9 protein-coding genes and 1 pseudogene are annotated in these 16,990 nt (G+C 60.4%); 7 read left to right on the top strand and 3 right to left on the bottom strand.

Annotated features, from left to right (window positions below; genetic code table 11):
* The first annotated feature begins 169 nt into the window (after nt 1-169).
* The 3 genes from HKK55_RS10925 to HKK55_RS10915 are packed head-to-tail and all read left to right on the top strand — an operon-like array spanning nt 170 to nt 7,679.
* On the top strand, nt 170-1,477 hold the full coding sequence (locus HKK55_RS10925; RefSeq protein ID WP_169354679.1) for an MdtA/MuxA family multidrug efflux RND transporter periplasmic adaptor subunit: 1,308 nt from the start codon (nt 170-172) through the stop codon (nt 1,475-1,477).
* A complete protein-coding gene (locus HKK55_RS10920; RefSeq protein WP_169354678.1) occupies nt 1,474-4,575 on the top strand; it encodes an MdtB/MuxB family multidrug efflux RND transporter permease subunit in 3,102 nt (1,033 codons plus the stop codon). Before HKK55_RS10925 ends, HKK55_RS10920 begins: the two co-directional genes overlap by 4 nt.
* On the top strand, nt 4,572-7,679 hold the full coding sequence (locus tag HKK55_RS10915; protein ID WP_169354677.1) for an efflux RND transporter permease subunit: 3,108 nt from the start codon (nt 4,572-4,574) through the stop codon (nt 7,677-7,679). Before HKK55_RS10920 ends, HKK55_RS10915 begins: the two co-directional genes overlap by 4 nt.
* A 19-nt stretch (nt 7,680-7,698) precedes the next feature.
* On the opposite strand, the pseudogene HKK55_RS29285 reads toward HKK55_RS10915, so the two are convergent.
* Nucleotides 7,699-7,785, bottom strand: a pseudogene (locus HKK55_RS29285) (outer membrane lipoprotein carrier protein LolA); the annotation flags it as partial.
* Nucleotides 7,786-7,798: 13 nt separating this feature from the next.
* On the opposite strand from HKK55_RS29285, the gene HKK55_RS10910 reads away from it, so the two are divergent.
* The 4 genes from HKK55_RS10910 (at nt 7,799) to HKK55_RS10895 (ending at nt 13,738) form a co-directional block, all read left to right on the top strand.
* Nucleotides 7,799-9,217, top strand: a complete 1,419-nt coding sequence (locus HKK55_RS10910) for an efflux transporter outer membrane subunit (RefSeq protein ID WP_237151341.1) — start codon at nt 7,799-7,801, stop codon at nt 9,215-9,217.
* A gap of 284 nt (nt 9,218-9,501) precedes the next feature.
* Nucleotides 9,502-11,664, top strand: a complete 2,163-nt coding sequence (locus tag HKK55_RS10905) for an EAL domain-containing protein (protein ID WP_336604610.1) — start codon at nt 9,502-9,504, stop codon at nt 11,662-11,664.
* Between the two features lie 104 nt (nt 11,665-11,768).
* Complete coding sequence (locus HKK55_RS10900; RefSeq protein ID WP_169354674.1) at nt 11,769-12,893, top strand: kelch repeat-containing protein; 1,125 nt, start codon at nt 11,769-11,771, stop codon at nt 12,891-12,893.
* A gap of 98 nt (nt 12,894-12,991) precedes the next feature.
* Nucleotides 12,992-13,738, top strand: coding sequence for an SDR family oxidoreductase (locus tag HKK55_RS10895; protein ID WP_169354673.1), 747 nt, complete (start codon nt 12,992-12,994; stop codon nt 13,736-13,738).
* Nucleotides 13,739-13,944: 206 nt separating this feature from the next.
* Here HKK55_RS10895 and mapR read toward each other — a convergent pair whose 3' ends face one another.
* Both mapR and ccoG read right to left on the bottom strand, forming a co-directional pair.
* A complete protein-coding gene (gene mapR, locus HKK55_RS10890; protein WP_169354672.1) occupies nt 13,945-15,354 on the bottom strand; it encodes a GntR family transcriptional regulator MpaR in 1,410 nt (469 codons plus the stop codon).
* A 124-nt stretch (nt 15,355-15,478) separates the two neighbouring features.
* Entirely contained in the window at nt 15,479-16,888 is a 1,410-nt protein-coding gene (gene ccoG, locus HKK55_RS10885; protein ID WP_169354671.1) for a cytochrome c oxidase accessory protein CcoG, read from the bottom strand.
* Nucleotides 16,889-16,990 lie beyond the last annotated feature (102 nt).

The raw sequence follows: 16,990 nt of genomic DNA, 5'->3' as shown, positions 1-16,990 counted from the left end.
AGTCCAGGCCGTTTTTATTTATGGTTCAGCGGCTTAGCCAGGACACTGAAGTTTCAACTGTAAAAGTGAAAAGTTGTAACTCCAAAGGTAAATAGCCGGTAAAGGCGCTTTTCTTACAGCGCTCTAGTGCTTATCTTTCAGCCTCCCAAAGAAGAAGCTCTCGCGCCCAATGGTTGATCATTCCATGCAATCCACCCCCCGTAACTCCCGCCGCTGGCTGTTCGGCTTACTCGTCCTGCTGGTTATTGCCGGCCTGTGCTGGAAATTCTGGCCTGGCAGCCATAAAGACAGCACCGAGAAGAAGCCCGCCGGGCATGCTGGCAAGTCGGGCATGATGCGCCCTGGCTTCGGTGGCTCGACCGGCCCGGTGCCGGTACGCGTTTCGCCGGCGGTGTTGGGAGAGTTTCCGGTGTACTACAAGGCCCTGGGTACCGTGACCGCGTTGAACACCATCAACGTGCGCAGCCGGGTAGCGGGGGAGTTGGTCAAGATTGCCTTCGAGGAAGGGCAGATGGTCAAGGCCGGTGACCTGCTGGCAGAGATCGACCCACGCAGTTACCAGAACGCCTTGCTTCAGGCCCAGGGCACGCTCTTGCAGAACCAGGCTCAGTTGAAAAACGCCCAGGTTGACGTTCAGCGCTATCGTGATCTGTATGCGCAAGACAGTATCGCCAAGCAAACCCTGGACACCGCCGAAGCGCTGGTCCTGCAATACCAGGGCACGGTCAAGACCAACCAGGGCGCGGTGGATGACGCCAAGCTCAACCTCGACTTCACCAAGATCCGTGCGCCGATTGCCGGACGTGTAGGCCTGCGCCAACTGGACGTCGGCAACCTTGTCGCCGCCAATGACACCACTGCCCTGGCCGTGATCACCCAGACCCAGCCCATCAGCGTGGCTTTCACCCTGCCGGAAACCACCCTGGGCGTCGTGCTCGCTCGCTACCGTGGCGGCAACAAGCTGCCGGTGGAAGCCTGGGACCGTGGCGACGTCAAACGCCAAGCCACCGGCGTGTTGCAAAGTCTCGACAACCAGATTGACGTGACCACTGGTACCCTGAAATTCAAGGCGCGCTTCGATAACCAGGACCAGGTGCTGTTTCCCAACCAGTTCGTCAATGTGCACCTGCTGGCCGATACCCTGCATAACGTAGTCCTGGCACCTTCCGCCGCGATTCAGTTTGGCAACAACGGTACCTTCGTCTACGCCCTCGATGGCGACAAGAAGGTCAAGATACTTCCGTTGGTGATTGGTGACAGCGATGGTGAGAACACCGTGATCAAGGAAGGCCTGGCCGCTGGCGACCGGGTGGTACTGGAAGGCACCGACCGCCTGAAGGACGGCAGCGAGGTTGAAGTGGTCAACGACAGCGCCGAAGTCCCGACTACGCCGACCGAACACCTGCAGGGCCAACCGGCGGCCAAGGCACCGCAAGGCCCGGCTGCTGCCGGCAAGGCGCAAAAGGGCGGCGCATGAACCTCTCGCGGCTGTTCATCCTTCGCCCGGTAGCCACCACTCTGAGCATGCTGGCCATTGTCCTGGCCGGCGTGATCGCTTATCGCTTGCTGCCGGTTTCGGCCTTGCCTCAGGTCGATTACCCGACCATCCGGGTCATGACCCTGTACCCCGGCGCCAGCCCGGACGTAATGACCAGTGCAGTGACCGCGCCGCTGGAGCGCCAGTTCGGGCAGATGCCCGGCCTGACCCAGATGGCGTCCACCAGTTCCGGCGGCGCGTCGGTGCTGACCCTGCGCTTTAACCTCGACATCAACATGGATGTCGCCGAGCAACAGGTCCAGGCTGCCATCAACGCCGCCACCAACCTGTTGCCCAAGGATTTGCCGGCGCCACCGGTGTACAACAAGGTCAACCCGGCGGACACCCCGGTGCTGACACTGGCCATCACCTCAAAAACCATGCTGTTGCCCAAGCTCAATGACTTGGTCGACACCCGCATGGCGCAGAAAATCGCCCAGATCAGCGGCGTCGGCATGGTCAGCATCGCTGGCGGCCAGCGCCAGGCGGTACGAATCAAGGTCAACCCCGAGGCCCTGGCCGCCAATGGCTTGAACCTGTCGGATGTGCGCACCTTGATCGGCGCGTCCAACGTCAACCAGCCCAAGGGTAACTTCGACGGCCCAACCCGGGTCTCGATGCTCGACGCCAACGACCAGTTGGTCTCGCCCAAGGAATACGCCGAGCTGATCCTCGCCTACAACAACGGTGCACCGTTGCGTCTCAAGGACGTTGCGCAGATCGTCGACGGTGCGGAAAACGAGCGCCTTGCTGCCTGGGCCAATGAAAACCAGGCTGTGCTGCTGAATATCCAGCGTCAGCCAGGGGCCAACGTGATTGAGGTGGTCGACCGGATCAAGGCCTTGCTGCCGAGCATCACCGACAACCTGCCGGCGGGCCTGGACGTGACGGTTCTCACCGACCGTACCCAGACCATCCGCGCCTCGGTCACCGACGTGCAACACGAATTGCTGATCGCTATCGCCCTGGTGGTGATGGTGACGTTCCTGTTCCTGCGCCGTTTCAGCGCCACTATCATTCCGTCCATCGCCGTGCCGCTGTCGCTGGTGGGTACCTTTGGCGTGATGTACCTGGCCGGTTTCTCGGTCAACAACCTGACGTTGATGGCCCTGACCATCGCCACCGGTTTTGTGGTGGACGACGCCATCGTGATGCTGGAGAACATTTCCCGCTATATCGAGGAGGGCGAGACACCGCTGAACGCTGCGCTCAAGGGCGCCAAGCAGATCGGTTTCACCCTGATTTCCCTGACCCTGTCGCTGATTGCGGTACTCATTCCGCTGCTGTTCATGGCAGACGTGGTCGGGCGGTTGTTCCGTGAGTTCGCTATCACTCTGGCGGTGGCGATCCTGATTTCCCTGGTGGTGTCACTGACCCTGACGCCGATGATGTGCGCCCGTTTGCTCAAGCGCGAACCCAAGGAAGAAGAACAAGGCCGCTTCTACAAGGCCAGCGGCGCCTGGATCGACTGGTTGATCGAAGCCTACGGACGCAAGCTGCAATGGGTACTCAAGCACCAGCCGCTGACCTTGCTGGTAGCCGTCGCCACCCTGGGCCTGACGGTGGTGCTGTACATGGTGGTGCCCAAGGGCTTCTTCCCGGTGCAGGACACCGGGGTGATCCAGGGTATTTCCGAAGCGCCGCAATCCATTTCCTTCGCCGCCATGAGCCAGCGTCAGCAGGAACTGGCGAAGGTTATCCTGGCGGATCCTTCGGTCCAGAGCCTGTCGTCCTATATCGGTGTCGACGGCGATAATGCCACCCTCAACAGCGGTCGCTTGCTGATCAACCTCAAACCCCACAACCAACGGGACTTGAGCGCAGCGCAGATCATCACGCGCCTGCAGCCGGAACTGGACAAGCTGGTGGGCATCCGCCTGTTCATGCAGCCGGTGCAGGACCTGACCATCGAAGACCGCGTCAGTCGTACCCAGTACCAATTCAGCATGTCTTCACCGGATGCCGAACTGCTGGCCCTGTGGAGCGGCAAGCTGGTGCATGCCCTCAGCCAATTGCCGGAACTCACCGACGTGGCCAGTGACCTGCAAGACAAGGGGTTGCAGGTGTATCTGGTGATCGACCGTGACGCCGCCTCGCGCCTGGGTGTATCGGTGTCGACCATCACCGACGCGCTGTACGACGCCTTTGGCCAGCGGCAGATTTCCACCATCTACACCCAGGCCAGCCAATACCGCGTGGTGTTGCAGGCCCAGTCCGGGGAAACCCTGGGGCCGGATGCGCTGAACCAGATCCATGTGAAAACCACTGATGGCGGCCAAGTGCGGCTGTCGAGCCTGGCCCATGTGGAACAGCGCCAGGCGCAGTTGGCGATTGCCCATATCGGCCAGTTCCCGGCGGTGATGATGTCGTTCAACCTGGCGCCCGGCGTGGCGCTGGGCAAGGGCGTCGAGCTGATCAACCAGACCCAGAAAGACATCGGCATGCCGGTGGGCGTACAGACGCAGTTCCAGGGCGCGGCCCAAGCGTTCGAGGCATCGCTGTCGAGTACCTTGCTGTTGATCCTGGCGGCGGTGGTGACCATGTACATCGTACTGGGTGTGCTCTATGAGAGTTACATCCACCCGATTACCATTCTGTCGACCTTGCCATCGGCAGCGGTGGGGGCCTTGCTGGCCTTGCTGATCAGCGGAAACGACTTGGGGATGATCGCGATTATCGGCATCATCCTGCTGATCGGTATCGTCAAGAAGAACGCGATCATGATGATCGACTTCGCCCTCGACGCCGAACGCAACCAGGGCCTGGACCCGCAGACGGCAATCTACCAGGCGGCACTGTTGCGCTTCCGACCGATCCTGATGACCACACTGGCTGCGCTGTTCGGTGCGGTGCCCTTGATGCTGGCCACAGGTTCTGGCGCCGAACTGCGCCAACCCCTGGGCCTGGTGATGGTCGGCGGGTTGCTGTTGAGTCAGGTCCTGACGCTGTTTACCACCCCGGTGATCTACCTGTACTTCGATCGCCTGGGCCGTCGCTGGGGCAAACAGCCTGAGCGCCTGGAGCCGGTTGAGCCATGAACCTGTCCGGACCTTTTATTCGCCGGCCGGTCGCCACGATGCTGCTGAGCCTGGCGATCATGCTGCTGGGGGGCGTCAGTTTCAATTTGCTGCCGGTGTCGCCGTTGCCGCAAATCGACTTCCCGGTGATCGTCGTGCAAGCCAGCTTGCCCGGCGCCAGCCCCGAGGTGATGGCATCCACGGTGGCTACGCCGCTGGAGCGATCCTTCGGTGCAATTGCCGGCATCACCACTATGAGCAGTTCTTCGAGCCAGGGTTCGACCCGGGTCATCCTGGCGTTTGATTCCGGGCGGGATATCAACGGCGCGGCGCGGGAAGTGCAGGCTGCGATCAACGCCTCGCGCAATCTGCTGCCCAGCGGCATGCGCAGCATGCCCACCTACAAGAAGATCAACCCGTCCCAAGCGCCGATCATGGTGCTATCGCTGACGTCGGACGTGTTGCCCAAGGGCCAGCTCTACGATTTGGCATCCACCATCCTCTCTCAAAGCCTGTCCCAGGTGCCGGGCGTCGGTGAAGTGCAGATCGGCGGCAGCTCCTTGCCGGCGGTACGTATCGAGCTGGAACCCAAGGCCCTCGACCAATACGGCGTGGCTTTGGATGATGTGCGTAACACCATCGCCAATGCCAACGTGCGTCGGCCAAAAGGCTCCCTGGAAGACAGCCAGCGCAACTGGCAGATCCAGGCCAATGACCAGTTGGAAAAGGCCAAGGACTACGAACCGCTGTTGATTCGCTACCAGGACGGCGCGGCGTTGCGCCTCAGCGATGTGGCGAAAATCAGCGACGGCGTGGAAGACCGCTACAACAGTGGCTTCTTCAACAACGATTCGGCAGTACTGCTGGTGATCAACCGCCAGTCCGGCGCCAACATCATCGAGACCGTGAAGCAGATCAAGGCGCAGTTGCCGGCCTTGCAGGCGGTGTTGCCATCCAGCGTCAAATTGAACCTGGCCATGGACCGCTCGCCGGTGATCACCGCCACCTTGCACGAAGCCGAGATGACCCTGCTGATTGCGGTAGCCCTGGTGATTCTGGTGGTCTACCTGTTCCTCGGTAACTTCCGGGCCTCGTTGATTCCGACCCTGGCAGTGCCGGTGTCGCTGGTGGGTACATTTGCGGTGATGTACCTGTTCGGGTTTTCCCTGAACAACCTGTCGCTGATGGCACTGATCCTCGCCACGGGCTTGGTGGTGGACGATGCCATCGTGGTGCTGGAGAACATTTCCCGGCATATCGATAACGGCATTTCGCCGATGAAGGCCGCGTACCTGGGAGCCAAGGAAGTCGGCTTCACCTTGCTGTCGATGAACGTGTCGTTGGTGGCGGTGTTCCTGTCGATCCTGTTCATGGGCGGGATCGTCACGAGCCTGTTCCGCGAGTTCTCTATCACCTTGGCGGCGGCGATCATCGTCTCGCTGATCGTCTCGCTGAGCCTGACGCCGATGCTCTGCGCCCGCTGGCTCAAGCCCCACATCAAGGGCGAAGAAACCGGCTTGCAGCGCTGGAGCGAGAAGGTCAATGACCGCATGGTTGCCGGCTATGCCCGCAGCCTGGATTGGGTGCTGCGGCATCGGCGCCTGACCCTGCTCAGCCTGCTGGTGACGGTAGGTGTCAATATCGCGCTGTACGTGGTGGTACCGAAAACCTTCATGCCACAGCAGGACACCGGCCAACTGATCGGTTTTGTCCGTGGCGATGACGGCCTGTCGTTCAGCGTCATGCAGCCGAAAATGGAGATTTTCCGCAAAGCAGTGCTGCAAGACCCGGCGGTGGAAAGCGTGGCCGGGTTTATCGGTGGCAACAGCGGCACCAACAACGCGGTGATGCTGGTGCGGCTCAAGCCCATCAGCGAGCGCAAGATTTCCGCCCAGGCAGTGATCGAACGCATGCGCAAGAACGTGCCACTGGTGCCCGGCGGGCGCCTGATGCTGATGGCCGACCAGGACCTGCAATTTGGCGGTGGCCGAGACCAGACCACCTCGCAATACTCCTACATCCTGCAAAGTGGCGACCTGGCAGCCCTGCGCCTGTGGTACCCGAAAGTGGTTGCTGCGCTGCGTGAACTGCCGGAGCTGACCGCCATCGACGCCCGGGAAGGCCGTGGCGCGCAACAGGTGACACTGGTGGTCGACCGCGATCAGGCCAAGCGCCTGGGGGTAGACATGGACATGGTGACGGCGGTGTTGAACAACGCCTACAGCCAGCGGCAGATTTCCACCATCTATGACAGCCTCAACCAGTATCAGGTGGTGATGGAGGTCAATCCGAAGTACGCCCAGGACCCGATCACCCTGAATCAGGTGCAGGTCATTACGTCCACTGGCGCGCGGATTCCGCTGTCGGCCATTGCGCACTATGAAAACAGCCTGGCGGACGACCGGGTCAGCCACGAAGGCCAGTTCGCTTCCGAGAATATCGCGTTCGACATGTCCCCCGGCGTGACGGTAGAGCAGGGCACCGCAGCCATCGAACGGGCAATCGCCAAGGTTGGCCTGCCGGAAGACGTGATCGCCAAGATGGCTGGCACCGCCGATGCCTTCGCGGCTACCCAGAAAAGCCAGCCGTTCATGATCCTCGGCGCGTTGGTGGCGGTGTACCTGGTGCTGGGGATTCTCTATGAGAGCTACATTCACCCGTTGACCATCCTGTCGACCTTGCCGTCTGCCGGGGTCGGCGCCTTGCTGTCGATCTACGTGCTGGGGGGCGAGTTCAGCCTGATCTCCCTGCTGGGGCTGTTCCTGCTGATCGGGGTGGTCAAGAAAAACGCCATCCTGATGATCGACCTGGCGCTGCAACTGGAGCGCAAGGAGGGCATGGACCCATTGGCATCGATTCGCAGTGCCTGCCTGTTGCGGCTGCGGCCGATCCTGATGACTACCCTGGCGGCGATCCTCGGTGCCGTGCCGCTGCTGATCAGCAGCGCCGAAGGCGCGGAAATGCGCCAGCCCCTGGGCCTGACGATTATCGGTGGCCTGGTGTTCAGCCAGATCCTGACCCTTTACACCACCCCGGTGGTTTACCTTTATCTCGACCGCCTGCGCCACCGTTTCAACGGCTGGCGCGGGGTGCGTACCGATGCTGCTCTGGATACTGCGCTATGACCGATTCAACGTTTCCCCCTGTAGGAGCGAGCTTGCTCGCGAAGAACCTGAGTGCGCATCGGGGTGTCAGGCTTCCCGTGTTTTCGTTAACGACCTTCGCAAGCAAGCTCGCTCCTACAATGGGAGTGGCGCTTATCGGAGTTCTGCTCAGCGCCTGCGCCGTCGGCCCGGACTACAAACGTCCGGAACTCACCGAGCCGGCCCAGTACAAAGAGGCCCAGGGCTGGCGTCAGGCAACGCCCAGCGACTCCTTGGCCCGTGGCGCTTGGTGGGAGTTGTACGGCGACAAACAACTCAATGAGTTGGTAGATAAACTCAACACTGCCAACCAGAGCGTGGCCCAGGCTGAAGCGCGTTTTCGCCAGGCCCAGTCGCTGGTGCGCAGTTCCCGTGGAGCGTTTTTTCCAAGTGTCGACCTGAGTGTCGGGAAAACCCGTGCGAGCCAGGGCACCGGCAGCAGTAGCTCTGGCCTGAGCACCTCCAGCAGCGGTATTCGTGACACCCTAAACGCCCAGTTGGGCGTCAGTTGGGAGGCGGATATCTGGGGCAAGCTGCGTCGCGGCCTGGAAGCCAATGAAGCCAGTGCCGAAGCCAGTGCGGCAGATTTGGCGGCCATGCGCTTGAGCCAGCAGTCAGAACTGGTGCAGGACTACCTGCAACTGCGGGTCATGGATGAGCAGACTCGTTTGTTGCAAGCCACGGTGGATACTTACCAGCGCTCCCTGCAGATGACCGAAAACCAATACCGCGCCGGTGTGTCGGGTAAAGACGCAATCGCCCAGGCCCAGACTCAGTTGAAAAGCACCCAGGCCAGCATGATCGACCTGATCTGGCAGCGGGCTCAGTTGGAAAATGCCATCGCGGTGCTGGTGGGTGTGCCACCGGCCAACTTCAACCTGGCGGTGAGCAAGGATATTCCGGCATTGCCGCAGATTCCTGTCAGCCTGCCTTCACAGTTATTGGAGCGTCGTCCAGACATTGCCTCGGCGGAACGGGCTGTGATCGCCGCCAACGCCAATATCGGCGTAGCAAAAACGGCCTATTACCCGGACCTGACCTTGAGCATGGCAGGCGGCTACTCCAGCAGCACGTACGCCGACTGGATCAGCCTGCCCAACCGTTTCTGGTCGGTTGGACCGAAGCTGGCCATGACCCTGTTTGACGGCGGCCAGCGCTCGGCGGAAGTCGACCGCGCCGAGGCCTCCTACGACGAAACCGTGGCCAAGTACCGCCAGACCGTGCTCGATGGTTTCCGCGAAGTGGAAAACTACATGGTTCAGCTCAAGGTCCTGCAGGATGAGGCGGGCGTCACTAATGAAGCCCTGGAAGCGGCCCGGGAATCCTTGCGCCTGACCCAGAACCAATACAAAGCCGGATTGATTGCCTACCTGGATGTGGTCGTTGTCCAGGCAACCGCCTTGAGCAACGAACGTACGGCCCTGACGCTGCTGCAAACACGGCTGGTGGCCAGCGTGCAACTGATTGCCGCACTCGGCGGTGGTTGGGATGGGCAGATGCAATTGAGCGACAAGAAGTAAGCGTACCGCCACTCGGCCCGTCGGCAGTTGTGGCGAGCGGGCTTGCCCGCGTTGGGTCGCGAAGCGGCCCTGAAACCTGCAACCTGGTTCTGCCTGGAAAACACGGTGACCTTATTGGGGCTGCTGCGCAGCCCAACGCGGGCAAGCCCGCTCGCCACATAGCCCGCTCGCCACATAGCCCGCTCGCCACATAAGGCCACTCGGGGCAATAGTGGCCCCGTGATAATTTTTCGGTGCCCGAGAATTATTCTCGCTACAATCGCGGACTTTTCCACCCGGCATGGATGCCGTTCGGCCCTCTGGCCACGAGAAGTCCCATGCTCACCGGTAGTTATTCCCCCGCCCTGGTCCTGATCTCGCTATTTGTCGCGATCCTCGCTTCCTATACCGCGCTGGATTTGACTGGCCGTATTGCTACGTCCAGGGGGCGCGCCGTGTACCTCTGGATGAGCGGCGGAGCGCTGGCCATGGGGGTCGGTGTTTGGTCCATGCACTTTATCGGTATGTTGGCGTTCCGTTTGCCCATCAACCTGGGCTATGACATCGGTATCACGTTCCTGTCGCTGCTGATCGCCGTGCTCTCCAGCGGGTTTGCCTTATGGCTGGTCAGCCAGCCGCGCCTGCCTGCCTGGCAACTGGCGTTTGGTGCGCTGATCATGGGCGGCGGCATCAGTGCCATGCACTACACCGGCATGGCGGCCATGCGCATGACACCGGGCATCGACTACGATCCGACCCTGTTTGGCGCTTCGTTGTTGATTGCCGTCGGTGCCTCGGCCGCCGCGTTGTGGATCGCCTTCAACTTGCGGCGCAACACCCCTTACGTGCGCCTGGCCCGAGGCGGGGCGGCCATTATCATGGGGGTGGCGATTGTCGGCATGCATTACACCGGCATGGCTGCCGCACGGTTCGCCGATGGCAGTTTCTGTGGCGCCGCCCTGGATGGCCTCAGCGGCAAGGGCCTGGATAATCTGGTGCTGGTCACCAGCCTGGCGGTGTTGATCATCGCGCTGCTGACGTCATTGCTCGACGCTCGCCTGGAGGCGCGTACGGCCGTACTCGCGGACTCGTTGAGCCTGGCCAATCAGGAACTGACCCACCTGGCCTTGCATGACACTCTGACCGGTCTGCCGAACCGCAGCCTGCTCGCCGACCGTATTCAACAGGCTATGCAGGTGATCACGGAGCAGGGCGGCTGTTTTGCCCTGATGTTTATCGACCTGGATGGTTTCAAGCCCGTCAACGACGCCTTTGGCCATCACATGGGCGATCAGTTATTGCGCGAAGTGGGCCTGCGTTTGCGCGAAGACCTGCGTAGCCAGGACACCTTGGCCCGAATCGGCGGTGACGAGTTCGTGTTGTTGGTGCAGTTGACTCAAGCCGATGACGCGATGCGCCTGGCCGAACGACAGGTGGGTTTGATCAATCAGGCGTTCCACGTCGCCGAACATGAGCTGAAAATCTCTGCCAGCGTGGGCATCGCCATGTTCCCGGGCAACGGCGGTACACCGCATGAACTGCTGATGAATGCAGACGCGGCTATGTATCACGCCAAGGGGATGGGCAAGAACGGTTACAGCTTCTTCGATGTCTCGATGAACACCAACGCCCGCAAGCAACTGCAGTTGCTGCAGGACTTGCGCAATGCCCTGGAGCAAGGGCAGTTCCAACTCTATTACCAGCCCAAGTTCGACGCCGGTACGGGGCGGCCAGTGGGCGCCGAAGCGCTGTTACGCTGGGAGCACCCGCAACAAGGTCTGTTGATGCCAGACAAATTCATTGAGTTGGCGGAAAAGACCGGGCTCATCATTCCCATTGGCGAGTGGGTACTCAATGAGGCGTGTCGTCAGATGCAAGTCTGGTACGCCCAGGGTTATCGGGATTGGCGCATCGCCGTGAACCTGTCGGCCTTGCAGTTTTGCCACGCGGGGCTGGTCAAGAGCGTCGCCAGCGCCCTGGAACGTCATCAGTTGCCGGCCAACAGCCTGACCCTGGAGATTACCGAAACCACCGCCATGAGCGACGCCGATGCCAGCATGACGGTGCTGCAGAAGCTCTCGGACATGGGTGTCGACCTGTCTATTGATGACTTCGGCACGGGTTATTCCAGCCTGATGTACCTCAAGCGCCTACCAGCCAATGAATTGAAGATCGACCGTGGCTTTGTCCGCGACCTGGAGCACGACAGCGATGATGCTGCCATCGTCTCGGCTATTGTTGCCCTCGGCCAGGCGCTGGGGCTGCGGATTGTGGCGGAAGGTGTTGAGACCGATGTGCAGCAGAGTTTTCTGACACGCTTGGGCTGCGATTCTTTGCAGGGTTACTTGCTGGGACATCCATTGCCAGCGGAGGCATTTATGGTCGAGATCAAGGGCGCCGCCAGCGGCAACTCCGCACACGCAATTGTAAAAGGGGCAGGCAGGTTCTCTGACACAGGGACCTGTTAATTCTGACAGTAGCGACAGTTGCTCATGGGGTATAAGTTTTGATTCCTGGATGATTCGGGCTTTGGCCTCATTGGCAAACGCCTGTCTAAAGGGAGTCAACGCTCATGAGCACCCTCACGCCTGACGGCTTCATGCCGACCGGATCAATGCTTGAACCCCGCTATTTCCACAGTGCTATTGCCATAACAGACTGCGGGGTGCTGGTTTTTTCAGGATCAGGCGTGGGGCAGCGCATTGTCAGGCGTTTCGACAAAACCCTGCCCGGTCTGTGTGATACCTCACAAAATCCAAGGGCCATGACGCGGGTCGAGTTTTATGACCAGCACTTGGAGACGTGGTCTGCGGTTGCGCCACTTCCTGTCCTTCGCCGCTCCTGCGGTGCAGTGCTGCTGCCCTCGGGCCTGGTGCTGGTGGTGGGGGGCAGTGGCACCGCCCACGCACTCAGCGATACTCAACTGTATGACCCGTCTGAAAATTGCTGGACGCTAACCGGTCAATTACACACGCCTCGTTTTAGTCATACCACCACGTTATTGGCATCCAATCAGGTCCTGGTCACCGGTGGCAACAATCTGCAACAGGGCTCTGGGCAAGTGCAGGACAGCGTCGAGTTGTACACCCCTGAAACAGGGCAATGGCAACGTGAAACATGGTTGTCTGTCGATTGCATGAACCACACTGCGACCCGGTTATTGACAGATGAGGTGCTCGTGGTCGGAGGATTTTCCGGCAGGCGCAATGCCGCACTGACGACAGCATTTATCTATAACCCCACAACACACCTTTGGGCAGCGGTCCAACCATTGCCGGCGCCACGAATGCAGCACACCGCAACTCTGTTGGAGGACGGTCGAGTCTTGATCGCCGGAGGTACAGATGAACCTTTCGGGCCAGCGCAAAACCTGGCCTTTATTTACGATCCAACGCTGAATCAGTGGGAACCCACGACGATGAACGTCTCCCGTAAAGGTCACACTGCAACAAGATTGGTGACGGGCAAAGTCCTGGTTGTCGGTAACAGCTCGACCTCTGACCCTGTGAGCGCCCGGACAGCCGAGCTGTTCGACCCCGCGTCAGGCCAATGGAGCCTGACGGGTGAGCTGCACGATGGGCGCTTTGAACACAGCGCGTCGAGTTTGTCTTCGGGCCAGGTGTTGATCGCCGGTGGAGGAAGGCCTACATCCCATCCTGCGCCCCTGTCCACGGCCGAACTTTATACGCCAGGCTGAATTCACGACGGACAGCTTGACGTGAGTCCATGCAAAATCCGTCTGTCAAAGGTATTCTTGGATCCAACCGTTTTCAGGTGAACCAGGAGACAGCACGCATGGACAAAGTCGTCATCATCACCGGTGGCAGTCGTGGAATCGGCGCCGCCACGGCGTTGTTGGCTGCCCGTCAGGGTTATCGCATCTGTATCAACTTCCAGTCCGACGAGGACGCCGCCCATCAGGTACTGGATCAAGTCCGCGCCCTCGGTGCCCAGGCTATCGCCGTGCGCGCCGATGTCAGCATCGAGGACGAAGTGATCAGCCTGTTCAACCGCGTCGATGCCGAACTGGGCCGGGTCACGGCGCTGGTGAACAACGCCGGTACCGTGGGACACAAGTCGCGGGTCGATGAGATGTCCGAATTTCGTATCCTGAAGATTCTCAAGACCAACGTATTGGGGCCGATCCTGTGCGCCAAGCACGCCGTGCTGCGCATGTCGCCCAAGCATGGCGGGCAGGGTGGCAGCATCGTCAACGTTTCATCGGGCGCCGCGCGCCTGGGCTCGCCAGGGGAATATGTTGACTATGCGGCGTCGAAAGGCGCGCTGGACACCTTCACCATTGGCCTTTCCAAAGAAGTGGCCGGCGAGGGGATCCGTGTCAACGGCGTACGTCCCGGCTTCATTTTCACTGACTTCCATGCCTTGAGCGGCGACCCTGATCGAGTCAGCAAGCTTGAACCGAGTATTCCCATGGCCCGTGGCGGGAGGGCGGAGGAAGTGGCGGAGGGGATTATCTGGCTGCTGTCGGACAAAGCGTCCTATGCCACCGGGACCTTTATCGACCTGGCCGGCGGGCGATAGCGGGTGAGTATCGGTGGCGACGGATAGGTCTCTACACATTTCTTGGCCCCCCCGAAAGCCCTGTAGCCGCTGTCGAGGCACGAGGCTGCGATAAGGGCCGCAGGACCTTCGACAGTTTCAAGAGACTGGCGACTGCTGCGCAGCCGATCGCAGGCTGCGCCAGCGGCTACAGAGGGCAGATACCCGTGGTGGCGAGGGGCACTCCATCAAAACGACCGCACGATTCGTCCCAGTGTCTCCATTGCCTTTTCCGAAGCATCATTCCACGGGCTACCGTAATTCAAGCGAATGCAGTTCCTGAACCGCTGTGTCGGCGAAAAAATCGGCCCCGGGGCGATGCTGATGCCCTGGGCCAATGCCATCTGGAACAACTTCAACGAATCCATTTGTTCCGGCAATTCCAGCCACAGGAAGTAGCCGCCCGCCGGCTGGCTGACCCTGGTTTGCGCCGGGAAGTAGCGGGCGATGGCGGCGAGCATGGCGCTTTGTTGCTCTTCCAGGGCATAGCGCAACTTTCGCAGGTGCCGGTCATAGCCACCGTGTTGCAGGTAGTCGGCAATCGCCGCTTGGGCTGGCATTGAGGCACACAGCGAGGTCATCAACTTCAATCGCTCGATTTTCTGCGCATAACGCCCGGCGGCGACCCAGCCAATGCGGTAGCCAGGAGCCAGGCTTTTGGCGAAGGAGCCGCAATGCATCACCAGGCCTTCGGTGTCGAACGCCTTGGCCGGTTTTGGCGCCTGCTGGCCGTAATACAGCTCGGCGTAGACGTCATCCTCGATCAGCGGCACTTGATGGCCGCGTAGCAGCTCCACCAATTCCTGTTTCTTGGCCTCGGGCATGGTGGCGCCCATGGGATTCTGGAAACTGGTCATGCACCAGCAGGCTTTGATCGGGTACCGCTCCAGGCTTTGAGCCAGGACCTTAAGATCGATGCCGTCCCGTGGGTGTACGGGGATTTCCACGGCCTTGAGCTTGAGGCGCTCCAGTACTTGCAGGCTGGCGTAAAACGCCGGGGCTTCGATGGCCACCAAGTCGCCGGGCTCGGTCACGGCTTGCAGGCACAGGTTCAGCGCTTCCAGGGCGCCATTGGTGATCAGCAGTTCTTCCATGGGCAACATCAGCCCGCCGACCATGTAGCGCAGGGCGATTTGCCGACGCAATTGCGGGTTGCCCGGCGACATGTCGGTGACCACCATGCGCGGGTCCATTTCCCGGCTGGCGCTGGCCAGGGAACGGGCCAGACGCGGCAGCGGGAACAGTGTCGGGCTGGGGAAGGCCGAGCCGAACGGTACGGTTTGCGGGTCCTTGATCGAATCCAGCACTGAGAACACCAGTTCGCTGACATCCACCTCGGTGGATTCATGCACGTGTTCACTGACAGCCGGCTCGGAAAACGGGCTCGGCGCGTGGGTGTTGACGAAATACCCGGAGCGGGGACGGGCGCGGATCAGGCCTCGGCGTTCCAGCAGGTAGTACGCCTGGAACACCGTGGACGGGCTCACGCCATAGGTCTGGCTGGCATAGCGCACCGACGGTACGCGCTGGCCGGGGCCGAGGACGCCGGAGCGGATCAGTTCTGCGATGTCGTCGGCGAATTTTTCGTAGCGTTTCATCGGGACTCAGTGCTTTAAACAGATTTTGCTGATTGAACACAGACCAAAATGTGGGAGCGAGCAAGTCGAATCGTCGCACCGCCGCTCCCACATTTGATTTCCGGTGTTTCTGGCATTGCATTTCTCAACGATTCAACGGCGCCACAAACCGGCTGTTGGCGACACTATAAATACCGGGCTCGTCGCTGTCCGATACCTTGAAGCTGATGGTCTGGGAACTGCTGCTCGGCTTATCTGCTGTCATCGCCACCGACACCGGCACATCCGTAATCTCCCCAGGCGCCAGGCTGATTTCGGTCCTGCCTTGCAACTGGAAGCCATCACCGTCCACCAGTTCCAGACGATAATCCTGACGCTGCTGGGTCTTGTTGATGACCTTGAGGCTGTAGATGTTCTCGATCAAGCCTTCACTGTTCTCACGAAACATCCCACGGTCCTTGGTCACGTCCAGCGACACCATCGGCCGCTCCACCAATGCCACCACCAGCGCGCCGATCATCACCAACAGCACGGCACTGTAGCCGATCAGCCTTGGCCTGAGCAGGCGCGTCTTGCCGCCTTGCAGTTGATGTTCAGAGGTGTAGCTCACCAGGCCACGGGCGTAACCCATTTTGTCCATGATTGAATCACAGGCATCGATACAGGCGGCGCAGCCAATGCACTCCATCTGCAAACCGTCACGGATGTCGATACCAGTAGGGCAAACCTGCACGCAGAGCTGGCAGTCGATGCAATCGCCCAGGCCAACCTCGGCAGGCTTCACATCACGCTTACGCGGACCACGGTGTTCGCCGCGAGCCACATCGTAGGAAATGGTCAGCGTATCTTTGTCGAACATCACGCTCTGGAACCGCGCATACGGGCACATGTGCATGCACACTGCTTCGCGCAGCCATCCGGCGTTGATGTAGGTGGCACCGGTGAAAAACAGCACCCAGAACAGGCTGACACCACCCATTTGCCAGGTCAGCAGTTCCTCGGCCAACGGGCGGATAGGGGTGAAATAACCGACAAAGGTCAACCCCGTCAGGACGCTGATCGCCAGCCACATCGTGTGCTTGGCCGAACGCCTGATCAACTTGTTCAGGCTCCATGGCGCGGCCTGCAGCTTGATGCGCTGGTTGCGCTCGCCCTCGGTGACTTTTTCACACCACATGAACAACCAAGTGAACGAGCTCTGCGGGCAGGTGTAGCCGCACCAGACCCGTCCGGCAAACACGGTGATCGCAAACAGGCCAAAGGCACAGATGATCAACAACGCCGACAGCAGGATGAAATCCTGAGGCCAGAAAGTTGCGCCAAAAATGTGGAACTTGCTCTCAGCCAGGTCCCATAACACCGCCTGCCGACCGCCCCAGTTCAGCCACACGGTGGCGAAGAACGCCAGGAACAGAAAGGCCGCGCCGCTAAGGCGCAAGGTGCGGAACAAACCGGTGAAGCTTCGGGTGTGGATCAGGTTGTCGCTGGATTTGGCCTTCTTCTGTTGAGCAGGCTCGAATGTTTCAACTAATCGGACGGGGATTCTCTCGCTCATGGTCTTTCGCTCATCAGCCTCCATCAGGCGGATGAACTATGCCCGGCGATCTGTTTGCATAACAGGCTCAGGTGTTGCTATAAAAAGCGGATCAGATGAGCT

It is taken from the genome of Pseudomonas sp. ADAK18 (assembly GCF_012935695.1).
Lineage (GTDB): Bacteria > Pseudomonadota > Gammaproteobacteria > Pseudomonadales > Pseudomonadaceae > Aquipseudomonas.
The sequence above is the reverse complement of the archived record's forward strand: the minus strand, read 5'-3'. Positions and strand labels throughout refer to the sequence as shown.

What these genes read in the sequence shown, in the direction of transcription:
- HKK55_RS10925 (WP_169354679.1), top strand. Translation starts at nt 170, where the DNA reads ATGGTTGATCATTCCATGCAATCCACCCCCCGTAACTCCCGCCGCTGG.
- HKK55_RS10920 (WP_169354678.1), top strand. Translation starts at nt 1,474, where the DNA reads ATGAACCTCTCGCGGCTGTTCATCCTTCGCCCGGTAGCCACCACTCTG.
- HKK55_RS10915 (WP_169354677.1), top strand. Translation starts at nt 4,572, where the DNA reads ATGAACCTGTCCGGACCTTTTATTCGCCGGCCGGTCGCCACGATGCTG.
- HKK55_RS10910 (WP_237151341.1), top strand. Translation starts at nt 7,799, where the DNA reads ATGGGAGTGGCGCTTATCGGAGTTCTGCTCAGCGCCTGCGCCGTCGGC.
- HKK55_RS10905 (WP_336604610.1), top strand. Translation starts at nt 9,502, where the DNA reads ATGCCGTTCGGCCCTCTGGCCACGAGAAGTCCCATGCTCACCGGTAGT.
- HKK55_RS10900 (WP_169354674.1), top strand. Translation starts at nt 11,769, where the DNA reads ATGAGCACCCTCACGCCTGACGGCTTCATGCCGACCGGATCAATGCTT.
- HKK55_RS10895 (WP_169354673.1), top strand. Translation starts at nt 12,992, where the DNA reads ATGGACAAAGTCGTCATCATCACCGGTGGCAGTCGTGGAATCGGCGCC.
- mapR (WP_169354672.1), bottom strand. Translation starts at nt 15,354, where the DNA reads ATGAAACGCTACGAAAAATTCGCCGACGACATCGCAGAACTGATCCGC.
- ccoG (WP_169354671.1), bottom strand. Translation starts at nt 16,888, where the DNA reads ATGAGCGAGAGAATCCCCGTCCGATTAGTTGAAACATTCGAGCCTGCT.